Genomic DNA, 15,909 nt, shown 5'->3' with positions numbered 1-15,909 from the left:
AACCGGCAGTGGTCGGGCGTAGACAGCACCGCCTGCGCGCCATATCCGCAGGATCAGCGCTTGTTCGTGGTGGCGCATGTTGAAGGATTGCCGATGCGTCTCATTGCCGCGCTGTTGCTTGCCTCCGTTTCCGTCGCGCCGGCCGCCGCCGCTCTGCACCGCTATGGCGGGCTGACGCTCTCGCCGGCCGGGGCCGAACTGGCCGCGATCGAAGGCGACGTAGCGCCGCACAGCGCCGTGGTGATCCGCTCCGCCCGCGACGGAAAGGTGATGCACCGGTTCGACCCTTGCGCCACCTGTAGTTACTCGGGCCTGACCTACGCCCCGAGCGGCGACGACCTGGCCTTTCTGGCCCGTGACCAGAAAGCCGGCAAGGCGACGCTCTTCCTCGCGAGCGCTGGCAACGTCAGGCCGGTGGCGACGGTCGCTGGCCTCGCCTCCACCCCGCGCTTTTCACCCGATGGCTCCCGCATCGCCCTCCTCATCACGCTGGGCGCGACCAAGGAGACTGGCGCAACCCAGGCAGGTGCACGCCAGGTCGGGGAAATCGGCGTCGCCAATGACGAGCAGCGGTTGGCGATCGTCTCGGTCGGCAAGGCGCCGGCGACCAGCGTAACGCCGCTGTCGCCCGCTGGCCGCTACATCTACGAATATGATTGGGCGCCCGACGGCCGAGCGCTGGTGGTCACGTCCGCGCTGGGCAACGGTGATGCCAACTGGTGGGTGGCGACACTCGACCGGGTCGATGCGGCGAGCGGGGCCATCACCAACATCGCCCGGCCCGCGACCCAGCTCAACATGCCACGCGTGTCGCCCGATGGGCGTTCGGTCGCCTACATCGGCGGACTGATGAGCGACTTCGGCTCGATCGGCGGCGACGTGTGGACGGTGCCGTTTGGGGGTGGCAACCCGACCAACCTGACCAGTGGCCAGCCGGTCACCTTTACTTCCCTGGCTTGGACCCGCGGTGGGCTACGGGCAACGACGCTGCAGAACGACAAGTTGGGCGCCATGGCGATCGAGCCGGGCCGCGCGCCGCAACCGCTGTTCGCCATGCCGGTCAGCCTCGCCGCGGGCGACGGCAAGGTCGCGTGGGATGCGGCCGGTGGCATTCTGGCGACGGTGGTGCAGGACTTCACCCACGCACCCGCCATCTACGCTGGGCCGGCCAGCGCTCCGCGCCAGCTCACCCATGAGAATGACGCGGCGCCGCCGGCGGTGCAGGCGCGCAGCGTCACCTGGCGCAATGAGGGCTACTCCGTGCAGGGCTGGCTGCTTGCGCCGCTCAAGGCCGACCCGCGCGTCAAGGCGCCGATGATCGTTTCGGTCCACGGCGGACCCTCGGCGGCGAATAGCCCGCGTTTCATCGAGAAGGGGCTGGGCAGCGCGCTCGAGGACGCGGGCTATTATGTGTTCCTACCCAATCCGCGCGGCAGTTACGGACAGGGCGAGGCATTCACCGCCGCCAACAAGCGCGACTTTGGCGGCGGCGACCTGCTCGACATCCTGACGGGGATCGACGCGGTCGAGAAAGTAGCGCCCATCGACGACGCGCGGCTTGGTTTGACCGGCTGTTCCTACGGCGGCTTCATGGCAATGTGGGCCAACACGCAGACCAATCGCTTCAAGGCTATCGTCGCCGGCGCGGGCCTGTCCAACTGGATCAGCTACTACGGCACCAATGGCATCAGCACCTGGATGATGCCCTTCTTCGGCAAGTCGGCCTACGACGATCCCAAGATCTACGAGGACGCCTCGGCGGTCTACCATGTGAAGAAAGCCCGGACGCCAACCTTCATCTACGTCGGTGAGCGCGACATCGAGGTGCCGCCGACCCAGTCGGTCGAGTGGTGGAATGCCCTCAAGAGCCAGGGCGTACCGACCAGCCTCGTCATCTACCCCGACGCAGGCCACTGCGTTCCAACCCAGGCTGCGGATGTCAGCAAGCGCGCAATCGCTTGGTTCGACCGCTACGTGAAACCCGGCGCGCGGTAAGGCTGTGCGTGCCTTTGCCCTCGGATTGCTGATCCTCACGGCCGCCTCGCCGCCGCAGGTTCGGCAGTGGCGCGACGAAGCCGCGAGGGTTACCATCACTCGCGACGATTGGGGCGTTGCCCACGTCCGTGCTGCGACCGACGCCGATGCCGTGTTCGGGATGATGTACGCGCAGGCGGAGGATGACTTTCCGCGGATCGAAGCCAATTACCTCACCGCTCTTGGCCGCACCGCCGAAGCGGAAGGGGAGGGCGCGATTTGGCAGGATCTCCGGGCCCGGCTCTACGTCAGTGAACCTGAACTAAAGGCGCGGTTTGCGGCGAGCCCGCCTTGGCTGAAGCGGCTGGTGCAAGCGTGGGCGTCTGGGCTGAACTACTATCTCGCCAGCCACCCCGAAGTGAAGCCGCGCGTGCTCACCCGTTTCGAGCCGTGGATGGCGCTGAGCTTCACCGAGGGTAGCATCGGCGGCGATATCGAACGAATCGACCTCAAGAATTTGCAGCGTTTCTACTCGGGTGAACTGACTTCGCTTGCAGCGGCCCAGGTCAACGACGGTGAACCGCGCGGTTCCAACGGCGTAGCCATCGCGCCGACCCTCACGGCGAGTGGCCATGCGCTGCTGCTGATCAACCCGCATACCAGCTTCTTCTTCCGCGCGGAGCAGCAGGTCACGAGCGGCGAAGGGCTCAACGCTTACGGCGCAGCGACTTGGGGGCAGTTCTTCATCTACCAGGGCTTCAACCCCGATCTTGGTTGGATGCACACTTCAAGCGGGGTGGACAGCGTCGACGAGTTCGCCGTCGACGTGCGCGGGCAGGGGCAGCAGCGCCTCTACCGCTTTGGCCAGCACTGGCGGCCGTTGGGCGTGCGGCCGATCACCATTCGCTACCGTACCGCTGACGGCCGCCTCGCCAGCCGCACCTTCAACACCTGGCGCACCCATCGCGGGCCGATCGTGCGCGCGGAAGGCGGCCGCTGGGTCGCCTTCGCAATGATGGACCGGCCAGTCCCCGCGCTGGAGCAGAGCTTCCTTCGGACCAAGGCGCATGACCTGAGCGGTTTCCTGCAGGTCGCGAAGCTGCAGGCCAACAGCTCGAACAACACGCTGGTCGCGACCCGCTCGGGCGAGATCGCCTTTCTCCTTCCGCAGTTCGTGCCTCGCCGCGACAATCGTTTTGATTATGGCAAGGTCGTCGACGGGAGTGATCCGCGGACCGATTGGCGCGGGCTTCATGCGATGGCCGAGCTGCCCAACGCCATCAATCCGGCGAATGGCTGGGTGCAGAACACCAACGCCTGGCCGTATCGCGCAGCGGGGCCCAACAGTCCCGATCCGCGCCGCTTTCCCAGATATATGGATTCGGTCGGCGAGAACTTTCGCGGCCTCCACGCCGTGCAATTGCTGAGCGGTCGTCGCGGCTGGACGCTCGAGGCACTGCGCGCGGCGGCTTACGACAGCTATCAGCCAGGGTTCGCCGAAATGATCCCGGCGCTGCTGCGCGCGTTTGACGCGCTACCCGCAAGTGATAGGCGCCGGGCCGAGCTCACGCCCCTTATCGCGACGTTGCGGCCATGGGATTACCGCTGGAGCGCGGAAAGCGTACCGCAGACCTTGGCCATGTTCTGGGGCGATGCGCTCCAAACGGCGCTCAGCAAGATTCCCGACGAACCGCGCAACGCCAGCATGGCCCGGCTTGCGACCGCTACAAGTCCGGCGCAAAAGCTCGACGCGCTTGAACAGGCCAAGGCCCGCCTTGTGCGCGAGTACGGCCGCTGGGCGATGCCCTGGGGCGAGGTGAACCGCTTTCAGCGCGTGTCGAGCAGGATCGACCACCCGTTCAGCGATGCGCAGCCAAGCATTCCTGTACCGTTCGCCTCGGCCATCTATGGTTCGCTGGCGTCATTCGGATCAGCGCCTAAGCCGGGGACCATTCGCTGGTACGGCACGTCGGGCAACAGTTTCGTGTCGGTGGTCGAGTTTGGGCCGCGCGTGCGGGCGGTGGCGGTCACCGCCGGCGGGGAGAGCGGTCATCTCGGGTCGCCGCACTTCAACGACCAGGCTGGCCGCTACGCCAGTGGTGCGCTTCGGCCGGTCTACTTCTACCCCGACGAACTCACCAGTCATGTCGAGCGGCGTTATCGTCCCGGCGAGTGAACCGCGGCGTCGTCCCTGACGATTTGCCCATCCTTGATCACCAACCGCACGCGCCTTGTCGCGGCAATATCGGTCGTGGGATCACCCGCGACCGCCACCAGGTCGGCGCGAAGGCCCGGTTGAATCCGGCCGCGATCGGTCAACCCGAAGGCGCGAGCATTGACGGACGTCACCGCCAGCATGACCTCGGTCGCCGGCATTCCATCCGCCACCATCAGCTCCAGCTCGCGCGCATTGTCGCCATGCGCGAACACGCCCACGTCTCCGCCGGCGCAGATACGCACGCCAGATTTTCGCGCCAGCACGAACGAGCGGCGGCTGGTCGCCACCGATGCCGGAGCCGGCTCGGACCCGTTCCACCCGGCATAGCGTGACACCGCGTCCGCCGCGGTCAGCGTCGGGCACAGCGTCATTCCGCGCGCCTTCATCGCGGCAAAGATCTCGGCGGTCCCGCCATAGCCATGCTCGATGGTGTCCGCGCCTGCTGAGATCGCCCGGCGCATGCCTTCGGGAGTCACCGTGTGCACCGCAACCAGCCGGCCGGCGTCGTGCGCCGCGGAAACCGCCGCCGCCATTTCGGCCTGCGAGAAGGTTGGTCGGCTGTCTTCCCCGGAGCGCCAGCGGTAGTCGCCGTACAGCTTGATCACGTCCGCACCGGCCGCGATCTGGCTGCGAACGGCGGCGACGATCCCTTCGACGCCACTAGCCTCCTCGGCTCCCTGCGGGATCGCGACACCGGGTTCGAAGCCTTTGGGACCATAAGCACCCTTGGCCACGATGGCCCGCGTCGCGACGAGCAGATGCGGACCCGACACGATGCCCTGGTCGATCGCCTGGCGCAGCCCGACGTCGGCGTAGCCGGCTCCCTCGGTGCCGAGGTCACGTTCGGTGGTGAAGCCAGCAAGCAAGGTCGCGCGGGCGTTCATCACCGCCCGCGCCGTCCGCAGCGCCAGCGGCTCGTTCAGCACCTGCGCATCCCACTTTGCCTCATTGTACGGGTGGAGGAACAGGTGGCCATGACCCTCGATCATGCCGGGAATGAGGGTTGCGCCGGGCAGGTCGATGACCCGCGTGCCGACCGGTACGGTCAGCGCCGGTCCGACCGCCTCGATCCGGTCGCCGCTGACCAGCACTTGCCACCCGCGATGCGGCGCGGTGCCGACGGCATCAAATACCGCATCGGGCCGCAGCAACAGGTGCGGCTGCCCTTCCGCCGACGCGGAACTCGCGCCCGCCAAAACCATGAGCATGAAGAGCAATTTGCGAAGCATTCGCCGACCCCAAGTGAAGGCGCCGGTATGTGCAGCCCCCGCACGATCAGCAAGTGGGCTGACCAATCTGACGCACATTATTGCGGGCTCTCTTATCAAGGCCAATCTGCGTGACGTGACCGAGAAACTCATCCGTCTGCTGGCGCTATTTGCGCTCATGCTGATGCCGATGGGCATGACCGTCGCCACACTCGCGCCACGCGCGGGGATGCGAGCGGCGGTGCGACCCTCGTCTCACTGCGCGTGCTGGATGCGTCCGGCAACGGCGCGGATTCCGGGGTCATCGCCGCCATCGACTTCCTCGCCGGCCAGGTGGGGACGACTGCGAGCCCCGGCGACGTCGCCAATCTCAGTCTGGAGACGGTTGCACTCGACTCGCTCGACTCCGCTGTGGTCGGGCTTGGGCAAACCAGTATTCGAGTCACGATCGCCGCGGGCAACGACACGCAAAATGCGAGCAATTACTTGCCGGCTCGGGCGAATGGCGCGAACGTCTATACAGTGGCGGCATTCGGCCAGCTCGCCAGGAGAGATGTTTGGGCATCCTACTCGAACTATGGCCAGTCTCCTGTCGGTCCGGTCGACTATGCGGAGCCTGGCTCGTCGATCACGTCGACGGTGTTGAACGGCGGGTACGGAACGAAATCCGGCACATCAATGGCAGCACCGCACTTGCCGGAATCCTCTTGCTCGGAGCAGCCGTGGCCAACGGCTCGGTCTCGCGTAACAGCGCCGACAGCTATCCTGTGGGCTCGCGCTGACAATCCGCGAGCTTGCGGGAGGGGTTTGAGGCGCTTTCTCAGCGTGAGTTGATGCCGCTTGGGGCCATTGCCGGTCCTCCCGAGCGCAGGCCTGACCACCCGCAGGCACGGTAAACGGCCTAGCGACGTGGGCTCTTTATGCGAGGGCGATAAACATCCCAAGGGCAACGCCGAGTTGCAAGGCGACGATAACGAAAAGCTGGGTGGAAAAGGGCTCCTTGCGCGTCTTGTGACGGAAGATTTGACGCGCCACCAATGCGCCGGGAGATCCGCCAAGCAGCGCCAGGCATAGAAGGTCCCGCTCCGGTATCCGACGCTCCCCTGCAATTGCTCGCCGTTTATCGTGCCAGAAGCAGGCCACGGTCCAGAGGTTCAGCACCAGCAGGGCTGCACCAAGCAACAGAGTAAGTCTGGGCATTCGCAGCGCTTACCTGAGCTTTCTTACTCAGGGCTTGAGAGGCAGCTTTCCGGCTGCACTTGGTGGGACGCAAATCTAGTTCGGGCCCTTGCCCACATGCTGGATGGTCGCTGTTGGCCACTTGCCGCCATTCGGGTGGGTCTGTTTGAAGGGCTGCTAAGGGGGTGCTCAGACTTTTGCCCGAGTCCGTCATGGGTTAGGAAGCCGACATTGAACCTGATCGCCGATGAGGCATTTGGGCCGCCCTTCAGCAGCTTCGATCCAGACACCTTTGCTGACGGCTCCTTCTCATCAGAAGGCCGTCGGTGAGCACGGGGGCAAGCATGTGCGGGATGGTGAGGATCGACAAGGTCATGAACGTCGCTGCCAGCCAGCTGGCCGGCAGCGTTCCCCGCCACTCGATCCGGGACAGAACGGCAGCAATGCCAAGGGCGGCTCCCGTCAGCAGCGAGACGATCATTGCTCGGCGGAGGGGTGTCAGGGTCACTTCCCTGAACGCTTCACGAAGATGGAGCGGCGAATGGAAGAGACAGAAGAACAATGCGAACCCCACCAGCGGTGGGGCAAGGACCATCGAGGAGATCAGGGCAATCGCCACTGCAGCCAGCGCATGTTCGCCGCGCCGGGCGAGATCGAAGATGCCGACGAGTGCAATCAGCAGGGCGATAGGGGCACTCATCAGTAGACCATCGGTCACCAGACCCGCCGATCGCATTCCCGTCACCGCCGTGAAGATGGCTGTAAGCTCGGCACCATGGAGCAGGGCTGGTGCGGTCAGGAGGGAAAGGGCCATGGCTCCGCCCAGCAGAGGCTCACCCATCGAGCGCCAGTCCTCGCTGAAGTGAACAGTCGCCGTCGCAAGGAAGACTGCGAGCGCGAGTAGCGGTGCGACCTGCCAGAAAAAGAACATGATCCCGGCGAGCGCGACGTAGAGTGCCAGCAGACCGATCATCCCGCCGTGAGCTTGGCGGGTCGCAGCGCGAATCCGCTCGATATCGAGCGTGCCGTGCGGCAGCCCGACCAGCAGCAGCGCAGCACACAGAATGCAGGTAGCTGTCGCCCCCGAAAGGTCGATACCCAGCGCCGGTGCCAGCAGGACCATCGCTGTCATCGCGAGGATTGGGCGGGCGGGGACTGAAGCCATGTGCCAGGCATCCTGCTCGGCCGTCGGCGGGGCGCCCCGAGGGAGCCCCGCCGAACCCGCGATCAAAGGACTTTATACCCCTCGCTTGCGCTCTTCCGCCGAGCGATGAGGTAGATAAGCACGCCGACCCCAGCCTTCGCGATCAGGTCCGCGATGGTGTAGCCGATCTGGACACCGGTCTCCACGGCCGCTCCCGAGAACGAGGTGTATGGGATCATGTAGACGATGGGGTAGAAGCCCCATGACATGAAGGTGAGCCAGCGGGCGACATTCACAAGGTTTCGCGCACCTTCCGGTTGCCGCTTCACCGCCTCGCCAAGGCCGACGAACAGTTCGTAGACAATGTAAAGGAAGGGGATGGTGGAAAGGGTGCCCCACAACGCCCTGGTGCCATTGTCCGCCGCGATCTCGCCTGGATAGCCAAGGATGATCATGAGGGCCGCCGCAAGTCCGAGCCGGCTCGCCTTCTTGAAAGTCGCCTCTTCGGAGAGGCGCATGATCAGCACCAATTCAAGGAGCAGCAGAGGAACCGTCAACAGCCAGTCGACGTAACGGTAGGCGTCATTGAAACCGAACCCGGTTTCGGTGACGAGGCCGCCGCGCAACGTATAGGCAGCGTTCCAACTCTCGAAAATGCGCCAGTAGTGATAGGCTGCAATGGCCGTGACGAGACCGGAGATGAGTAGCGCGGTGCGGTATTCTGGAGCGACTTGTGGCCGACTGAGCCACAGAAACAAGGTCGCTGCCGCCATCGTCGCCAGCGTGAACGAGAAAGCGTTGTAGACCAGTAGGTATTGGCCGGAAGTTAGGTGATCCATGAAGTTCCTCCACCCTGCTCGAACCGAGCGTAGGATCGTTCCGGAGGCGCACCTATATGGACCTTTGGTCCTTGGTCGGTACTTAGGCCAGTCGGCTGACTGGGGGCCTGCGATTAACGCGGAGTCCCTGCTCACTTCGAGCAAGCAGCTGAACACGTCTTGAAACGATGGCTGCCCCATCTCCGATCCGTACGACATGCGCCTGTACATCCCGTCGAACCGCTCCGGCGGTCACGACGGACTTAATATCTGGATCGCGCCCTGGACCGGATACGGATGGGGAAGTCCGGTAATTGCTGGGCCCGAGATTAGTCACATTTCATCTGTGACTACTTAGAATCTGCACACAGGTTGGTTTCGATGCTGAGGCCGGCTTCAAACCACGCCAACATCTGTATCGAGCGGAATGCAGGCCGTCTGCTTTCAGGTGAGCACCGCTGAATAGCGATCGCTCATTCGGCTTCCTGGCCGAGTCCGCTTGAGCCGATCCAGACCTTCGCTTCGCAAGAGGCTTGCACGCGCTACAATTGTGGCGTACGCTACAAATGTAGCTAAGGAGTTTGCGAGTCGTGCTGAACCGCTTGCCACCCAAAGAACGGCAGATTGTCGACCTTCTTTACCAGCGCGGGGCAATGACCGCAGCTGAGGTCGTGGAAGCCCTGCCGGAGCCGCTGAGCGGCTCGGCCGTGCGCACCATGCTCCGCCGGCTGGAGGACAAGGGCGCGGTTCGGCGCGGCGAAAGCGAGCGCGGCTACCTATACGCTCCGGCCCAGTCCGACCAGACCGCTCGCAAATCGGCGCTTTCCGAAGTGGTGCGGGTGTTCTTCAACGGTTCACCGACCAGTGCCGCCAGTGCGCTGCTCGGCATGTCGGACCGGATCGACGACCAGGAACTCGATGCGCTTGAGCGGATGATCGCCGAGGCGCGCAAGGCGAAGGGTAAGTAGGATGGTCGCGCTGTTCATTCCGTTCGCGCTCAAGTCGCTGCTGATCGCCGGATTAACCCTGGGCCTGTTGGGGCTGTTGCAAGACCGCTCGGCCGCCGAGCGCAACATGGTCGCCCACTTCGGGCTGCTGGCGCTGCTGATCATGCCGCTGGGCTCGTTGTTCCTGCCGCAACTGGTGGTGAGCGCGCCGGTCTTGGCGCCGGTCGCGGAGCCCCTCGTAACGGCACCTGCCGTGTCCTCGGTTGGACCTATTGCCACGGCAGCCGGCGCGGTGCCTTCCGCCATGCCGGCGTTCGACATCACCAACCTGTGGCCGCTGCTTTATGGACTGCCCGCCACCGCGCTGCTGGTCGTCACCATACTCGCCGTCTTGCGACTGCTCACTCTGAGAGCTCGCGCGAGTGTGCTGGTGGAGCCGAGCTGGATCAGCGCGCTCGCCCATGCGCAGCGCCGCATGGAGTTCAAGCACGGCACGGCCTTGCTTAGCAGCGGTGATCTCAAGTCGCCGATCAGCTGGGGCGTGCTTCGGCCGGTCATTCTGATCAACGACGAAGCGATCGCCGCGCACAGCGACGCAGAGGCGATCATCGCGCATGAGCTGGCGCACGTCCGGGGGCTCGACTGGGCCAAGCTGCTGCTGGCACGGATCGTCACAGCGCTGTTCTGGTTCAACCCGCTCGTGTGGCTGCTGGCGCGCGAAGCGCACCAGCTGCGTGAGGAAACGGCGGACGACGCGGTGCTCGCCGCGAATGTGGCCAACACCGATTATGCGCAGCTGCTCGTGGGTGTCGCCCGCCACGAGTGCCGCGGCATCCTGCTCGCGTCGCACGGCGTCGCGCCGGCCCGCAACAGCCTCTCACGACGGGTTCGGCGCGTGCTGGACTCTAGCCTGCCGCGTACGCCGGTTGCACGCGGCTTCGCCGCTGGCCTGGCGCTCGGCGTGGTCGCAGCGGCGGCGCCGCTGGCCGCGCTGACGCTGGTCCCTTCCGTCGCCAGTCATACGGGCCGCAGCGCTTACCGAGTCGCCGCACCCGCTGAATCGTTGCCGGCCGTGGTGGCCTCGTCGGTGGCCCAGGCTACTCAAGTGACCTCCGCCGTCGTCACGACGCAGGTGGCCGCTGCCTTCGCTAACAAGCAGCAGGCCGAGGCTCGCCGCGACGCCGATGAAGCGCTCGCCGACGCTCGCCGCCAGCTTGCCGCTGGAGCGCAGGAGCGGGCCATGGAGGCGGCCGGCCGCGCCAACGAAGCCGCGATCGAGGCTCGTGCTGAGGCGGTGGCCCAAGCCGCCGCGGCCCGGGCGGGAAGGGTCGATCCAGGCTACGCCGCGCAGATCCGCGCGGCAGCGCCATCGCTTCGCCTCGACTCCGACGATCTGATGGGAATGCAGGCGGTCGGGGTCACGCCGAACTGGCTGCGGGCGATGATGGCTGCGGGTTATCAGGCGCGCGATGCAGGCGACCTGACCGGCGCGCGAGCAGTCGGCGTATCGCCCGCTTACGTCGCCGAGCTGGCCCGGGAAGGCTATCGCGGCCTTGCGCTGCACGATCTCACCAGCATGCGCGCCATGGGCGTCGATGCAAGCTACGCCCGTCAGCTGCGAGCGCAGGGGCGCACCGGGCTGACCCCTCAGCAGCTCGTCGAATATAAGGCGCTTGGCGTGGCGGCGCAGTCGCTGGCCAAGGTCAAGGTAAGACCGGCCAAACCGCCCCGTCCTCCGAAGTGGACGCGCGGCGATGCGGCGGATGCGGCGGACCCTGAACCCCCCGAGCCGCCGGAAGCACCGGCGCCAGAGCCCGGCAACTAGGGCAGCTCCGCCTCCCTCACGACCCTGAGAACCGCTCGATTTGAACACCCTTTCGGGGGTGAGCGGGACCGCTTTGCCTCAACCCTTCGATCCAAGGAGATTAGCCATGGTTCGCTTCTTACTATTCATCGGCAGCCTGCTGCTGGCCTTCATCAGCATCTCGAGTGCGGGTTTCGCAGCCGAGATCGGCGAGTTGCGTTTCGCCCTCTCCCTGTCGCCGGGAAATAATGGCCAGGTCCGTCTTCGTGTCGACGAGGCGGATGGAGGCCGGGACCGGCACTCGGTCGACACCAGCTCCACCATGCCCGCCCGCGACCTGATCGGCCTGGCGCCGCAGCAGCTGCTCGGCCCCGGCTCCCGGCCGCTGCGCTTCGCCCTGGTCCGCGACGCCGGGCGGCTCGACTGCGGCGGAAGTGGCGGGGAGGGGCGTGGCTCCGGGCGCTGCCTGTTTTCGGCCGATCAGCGTTTCACGGCCATGCTCCGCCAGTCCGGAGTGCGCACTGACAATCGCCGCGAACTGTTGGGCATGATGCTCCTCAACGTCACCCGTGACCTCGTGCTGGCGGTCCGCCAGGCGGGATATGTCGGCGCCACCGGCAATGACCTGGCCGGCCTTGCGGCGCTTGGAGTCACGCCCGCCTACATCCGCGAGCTGGATCGGCGGGGTTACCGTCCCGACCACCTGAGCGACCTCACCGCATTTAAGGCGCTCGGCGTCACCCCTGAATATGTCGACGCGCTGGTCCGCGCCGGCTTCGGCCGTATCCCGCCGAGGGAGATCGTGCAGCTGAAGGCGCTGGGCGTGTCGCCCGACTATCTCGCCCAGCTTCGTTCCGCTGGTTATACGCCGTTCCGCAGCTCGGAAGTCGCGCAGATGCGCGCGCTGGGTGTCACTCCCGCTGACTATGCTCGCTTCCGGCGGGTCCACGGCACTGTCAAGGTGAACAAGCTGGTCGAGGCCAAGGCGCTCGGCCTGGTCGATCGCGACCGCTGATCCCGACCCGGCGCCAGTCCCTCTTCGATCTGTTCACCGGAGCGTATCGCATGCCGTCCATCACCCGCCTCGGCCTGTTCTGCACGGCTGCATTCATTCCGGCTCTTGCCTCTGCCCAGACCGCGCCCAACGCGCCGCTGGTGACCTCGCTGGCAGGCAAGACGACCTTCGTGCCGGCCGATTTCGCTCGTTTCGCGCCCCGCACAGCACTCGACATGCTGGTGCAGGTTCCCGGTTTCACCATCCACGAGGCAAGCCAGGAGCGTGGCCTTGGGCAAGCGTCGGAGAATGTGCTGCTCAACGGGCAGCGGGTCGCCAACAAGTCGGGCGGCGCCATCGCCGAGCTGGGCAAGATCAACGCCTCGGACGTCGAGCGGATCGAAATCCTCGACGCGGCGCAGCTCGGGATTGCCGGACTGACCGGGCAGGTCGCCAATGTGGCCGTCAAGGCCGTTCGCAAGGCGCATGGTCAGTTCGAATGGAAGCCGGATATCCGCGCTCACTACGCCCATCCGCGCTGGGATAGCGGGTCGATCAGCTACAACGATCATGCCGGCCCGCTGGATTACACGCTGGCGGTGAACACGGAGTCCGGGCGTGGCGCTTTCGGTGGCCCGATCGAGATCATCGACCCGTCCGGACAGGTGGTCGAGCGCCGGCACGAGGTGCTCTGGTCCGACTTCACGGGACCGAAATTTTCGCTGACGACCAAGCTCGACGGGCCCGGCTCGTCGGAAGGCAATCTGATCGTCTCTTACGAGCCTTACTGGGCGCGTTCCCAGTTCAAGGACCGGCGCAACAGGCTGGACCGCGACGATCGGCGGCGGATCACACGGCAGCGGCGCAACGGCTACATCAGCGAAGCCAACGGCGACTACAGCTTCGCGCTCGGGCCCGGCCGGCTCAAGCTCATCGGCCTCACGCATTTCGAGCATGAGCCGACGATTACGACGCAGATCACCAGTTTCGACAGCGGTCGGCCCGACGAAGGCCTGCGGTTCAATCGCGACGTCCGCATTCGTGAGACGGTCGGCCGCGCCGAATATGGATGGAAGCTGGGCAAGAACACGCTCCAATTCTCGCTGGAGCGGGCCTACAATAGCCTTGCCCAGGACGGCCGCTTTTTCGTTCTCGACGACAGCGGCACCTTTATCGAGCAGCCGCTGGCCGACGGCAGCGGCACGGTGCGCGAGCGGCGCTACGAGGGCCTCGTCACTTTCGGCCGGGCACTCTCACCCAAGCTGGACGTGCAGCTGGTCGGCGGCGCCGAAGTGTCGCGGCTGGAGCTGGTCGGCGGCCAGCTTCCCCCGCGCAAGTTCTTCCGACCCAAGGGCAGCGTGACGGTCGGCTGGCGGCCGACGAAGTCGTGGGACGTCAGCCTGAAGCTCAACCGCAAGATCGGTCAGATCAGCTTCTACGATTTCCTTGATCAGCCGCGGCTGAGCGACGATCGCAACAACAACGGCAATGCCCTGCTTGTCCCGCCGCAAAGCTGGCAGCTGGAGCTGGAGGCTGGCCGCACGCTCGGCGCATGGGGCAACACCCGGTTGCGCCTCTACGCGCACCGGATCACCGACATCGTGGACATCATCCCGATCGGCCCCGACGGGCAGGGCGTGGGGAATTTGCCGAGTGCGAAGCGGATCGGCTTCGAGAGCGTCAGCACCATCAACTTCGACCCGATCGGCTGGCATGGCGCCAAGCTGGACGTGACCGTCGGGCTTGAACGCACCCGCGTTCGCGATCCGCTGACAGGCGCACTGCGACCGATCAGCGGCAACCGCAATCGCTGGGCCGACATCTCCTTCCGCCACGACATTCCGCACAGTGACTGGGCCTATGGCTCGGAAGTATCCCACAGCCATTACGTGCCCTATTACTATTTGACGGAGGTCAGTCGCACGTGGGAGGGGCCATGGTTCGACGAGACCTTCATCGAGAACAAGGATGTGGCGGGGCTGACGGTGCGGTTTGCCGTGGCCAACCTGCTGAACGCCCGCCACCGGCAGGAACGCTTCGTCTACGACGGTCGTCGCAACACCTCCCCGTTGCTGTTCCGGCAAAGCCACGACCAACTGATCGGACCGATATTCGCGCTAAGCGTGAAGGGCAGCTTCTAAGGGTCGATAGCAGCGAACAAAAAGGACCCGATGTTGGGGTGAGCTCCTTCAAGGCGTTCGCAGCCCATCTACGAGACCAGTCAGGCAGACCGTTCCGCGCGAATTGTGAGGAGCTGAAGGAGAAATGGTGGACGCACTAGGGCTCGAACCTAGGACCCGCTGATTAAGAGTTCGTTGTTCTACAAACAAAACCAACCACTTAGCTGCATTCGTGTTTTGCCGGTTAAATTTCCATCGCCGTTAATCTACAAAGACGGACGCTAAAGGATGACTCAATTTAGCTCACACGGCTCCTCTCTCGAAGAGCAGCTAAGCGCCGAACGTCTGCGGTCCAAGCGAAAGAAGACGATGCCATAAACGAACCTCTCTTTAGCGTTGGATCGAGTTTGCTTTGGTGGGAAGCGGAAGAACCGCTATTGGGCGTGGCCAAGCCAAAGCCGCCGTTCGTTCAGGCCGTCAGTACGTCGGCTTAGCGCCCTTCTCGGACGCTTAGGGCTGCAGCTGCGATGCCAGTAAGCAGACATTGGATCAGCTAAGCAGCATGTGTCCACTTACAGACCATTGCGGACATAAGCTCGATGCCTGCTAAGAGAAGTTTTGGTTCAGAATTCGGGCCTTCAGAGCGTCAGCAAAAGGAGGGAATACGCCGACGCCCCGGCAGCGAAGGCCCAGAAGCGGCTCTGCTGTTCGCTTGGCACTTCCTCTTTGAGTACGTTCAGGACCACGCCACCACCCAAAAAGGCAGTCAGTGCGGCAATGACGGGCTTTCCCACTTCCGTCAGCGCGCCGATCAGCCAGCCAAGTGCAAGCGTGCCCGCCAGAATCCAGCGGCCAAGGGACCGAAAGAGGGACTTGTGATCTTCGTTCAATCCGTAATCCGTCACCAAGAAATGCAGGGCCATTGCGACGGCGAAAAACAATAGGCTGCCCAGCGTCATCTTCTCGCGGTGCAGCAGCAGGTAGCCAATAATGGCGTTGTAGACCCCGAAGCTCGCCATGTGGATCCAGAACACGCCCGAGCTGGCAGGAGGCGCGTCGCGACGCTTGGCGCCGCGACCATCGGATACCGGTCGACCGGCATGGCGGGAGCGATCGGCTTTGGCGAGGCGGTCGAGACCATAGAAGGTGAGGAGCCCCGCCAGCGCGATCAGATAGACATGGCGCTCGGCGAAATCGACTGAACGCAGTTCAGCCGCGATGTCCTTTTGCCCGCTCGCAAGCTCCGGAAGGAAGTGAACGAAAACGTAGGCGACCGAGACGCCACCGGCGATCGAAAGCCAGATGCTGCGCGGCGTCCCCTCCAGGAAGCGCATCATCGGAGCGGTGAGGTGAATGGCGCTCAGGACGAGTACGCAGAGCGCCGTAAGGACCAGTAGTTCCATCTGCTGACAACTGTTCCGTCGGGCACTGGTTTCCCGAGTGACTGCCGAACCCATCCAAGACGAGCGTTCGTGACCTTCCTCGCTCACCGCGCGGGGAGAG

The 15,909-nt window shown here is 64.8% G+C and carries 12 protein-coding genes; 7 read left to right on the top strand and 5 right to left on the bottom strand.

Annotated features, from left to right (window positions below; genetic code table 11):
* The first annotated feature begins 93 nt into the window (after positions 1-93).
* A complete protein-coding gene (locus M8312_RS04940) occupies positions 94-1,995 on the top strand; it encodes a S9 family peptidase (protein WP_250119270.1) in 1,902 nt (633 codons plus the stop codon).
* Positions 1,996-1,999: 4 nt separating this feature from the next.
* Positions 2,000-4,150: a penicillin acylase family protein gene (locus M8312_RS04935; protein ID WP_250119269.1), complete on the top strand. Its 2,151-nt coding sequence runs from the start codon at positions 2,000-2,002 to the stop codon at positions 4,148-4,150.
* Here M8312_RS04935 and M8312_RS04930 read toward each other — a convergent pair.
* On the bottom strand, positions 4,132-5,394 hold the full coding sequence (locus tag M8312_RS04930; RefSeq protein WP_250119268.1) for a metal-dependent hydrolase family protein: 1,263 nt from the start codon (positions 5,392-5,394) through the stop codon (positions 4,132-4,134). The two genes, M8312_RS04935 and M8312_RS04930, sit on opposite strands and share 19 nt — an antisense overlap.
* Positions 5,395-5,568: 174 nt before the next feature.
* On the opposite strand from M8312_RS04930, the gene M8312_RS04925 reads away from it, so the two are divergent.
* Entirely contained in the window at positions 5,569-6,234 is a 666-nt protein-coding gene (locus tag M8312_RS04925) for a S8 family serine peptidase (protein ID WP_250119702.1), read from the top strand.
* 84 nt (positions 6,235-6,318) lie between these two features.
* On the opposite strand, the gene M8312_RS04920 is transcribed toward M8312_RS04925, so the two are convergent.
* The 3 genes from M8312_RS04920 to M8312_RS04910 form a co-directional block, all read right to left on the bottom strand.
* On the bottom strand, positions 6,319-6,600 hold the full coding sequence (locus M8312_RS04920; RefSeq protein WP_250119267.1) for a DUF1294 domain-containing protein: 282 nt from the start codon (positions 6,598-6,600) through the stop codon (positions 6,319-6,321).
* 247 nt (positions 6,601-6,847) lie between these two features.
* Positions 6,848-7,744, bottom strand: coding sequence for a Brp/Blh family beta-carotene 15,15'-dioxygenase (locus M8312_RS04915; RefSeq protein ID WP_250119266.1), 897 nt, complete (start codon positions 7,742-7,744; stop codon positions 6,848-6,850).
* 62 nt (positions 7,745-7,806) lie between these two features.
* Positions 7,807-8,562: a bacteriorhodopsin-like gene (locus M8312_RS04910; protein WP_250119265.1), complete on the bottom strand. Its 756-nt coding sequence runs from the start codon at positions 8,560-8,562 to the stop codon at positions 7,807-7,809.
* Between the two features lie 569 nt (positions 8,563-9,131).
* Here M8312_RS04910 and M8312_RS04905 point away from each other — a divergent pair.
* The 4 genes from M8312_RS04905 (at position 9,132) to M8312_RS04890 (ending at position 14,427) form a co-directional block, all read left to right on the top strand.
* The gene (locus M8312_RS04905) at positions 9,132-9,509 is read left to right on the top strand and encodes a BlaI/MecI/CopY family transcriptional regulator (RefSeq protein WP_250119264.1); all 378 of its coding nucleotides are present in this window, start codon (positions 9,132-9,134) and stop codon (positions 9,507-9,509) included.
* Between the two features lies 1 nt (position 9,510).
* Positions 9,511-11,313 (top strand): M56 family metallopeptidase, encoded by a 1,803-nt coding sequence (locus M8312_RS04900; RefSeq protein WP_250119263.1) that lies wholly within the window; start codon positions 9,511-9,513, stop codon positions 11,311-11,313.
* 106 nt (positions 11,314-11,419) lie between these two features.
* Positions 11,420-12,307: a hypothetical protein gene (locus M8312_RS04895; protein WP_250119262.1), complete on the top strand. Its 888-nt coding sequence runs from the start codon at positions 11,420-11,422 to the stop codon at positions 12,305-12,307.
* Positions 12,308-12,357: 50 nt separating this feature from the next.
* On the top strand, positions 12,358-14,427 hold the full coding sequence (locus M8312_RS04890; RefSeq protein WP_250119261.1) for a TonB-dependent receptor plug domain-containing protein: 2,070 nt from the start codon (positions 12,358-12,360) through the stop codon (positions 14,425-14,427).
* 617 nt (positions 14,428-15,044) lie between these two features.
* Here M8312_RS04890 and M8312_RS04885 read toward each other — a convergent pair.
* The gene (locus M8312_RS04885) at positions 15,045-15,809 is read right to left on the bottom strand and encodes a hypothetical protein (protein ID WP_250119260.1); all 765 of its coding nucleotides are present in this window, start codon (positions 15,807-15,809) and stop codon (positions 15,045-15,047) included.
* Between the last annotated feature and the right edge of the window lie 100 nt (positions 15,810-15,909).

It is taken from the genome of Sphingomonas sp. KRR8 (assembly GCF_023559245.1).
GTDB lineage: Bacteria > Pseudomonadota > Alphaproteobacteria > Sphingomonadales > Sphingomonadaceae > Sphingomicrobium.
The sequence above is the reverse complement of the archived record's forward strand: the minus strand, read 5'-3'. Positions and strand labels throughout refer to the sequence as shown.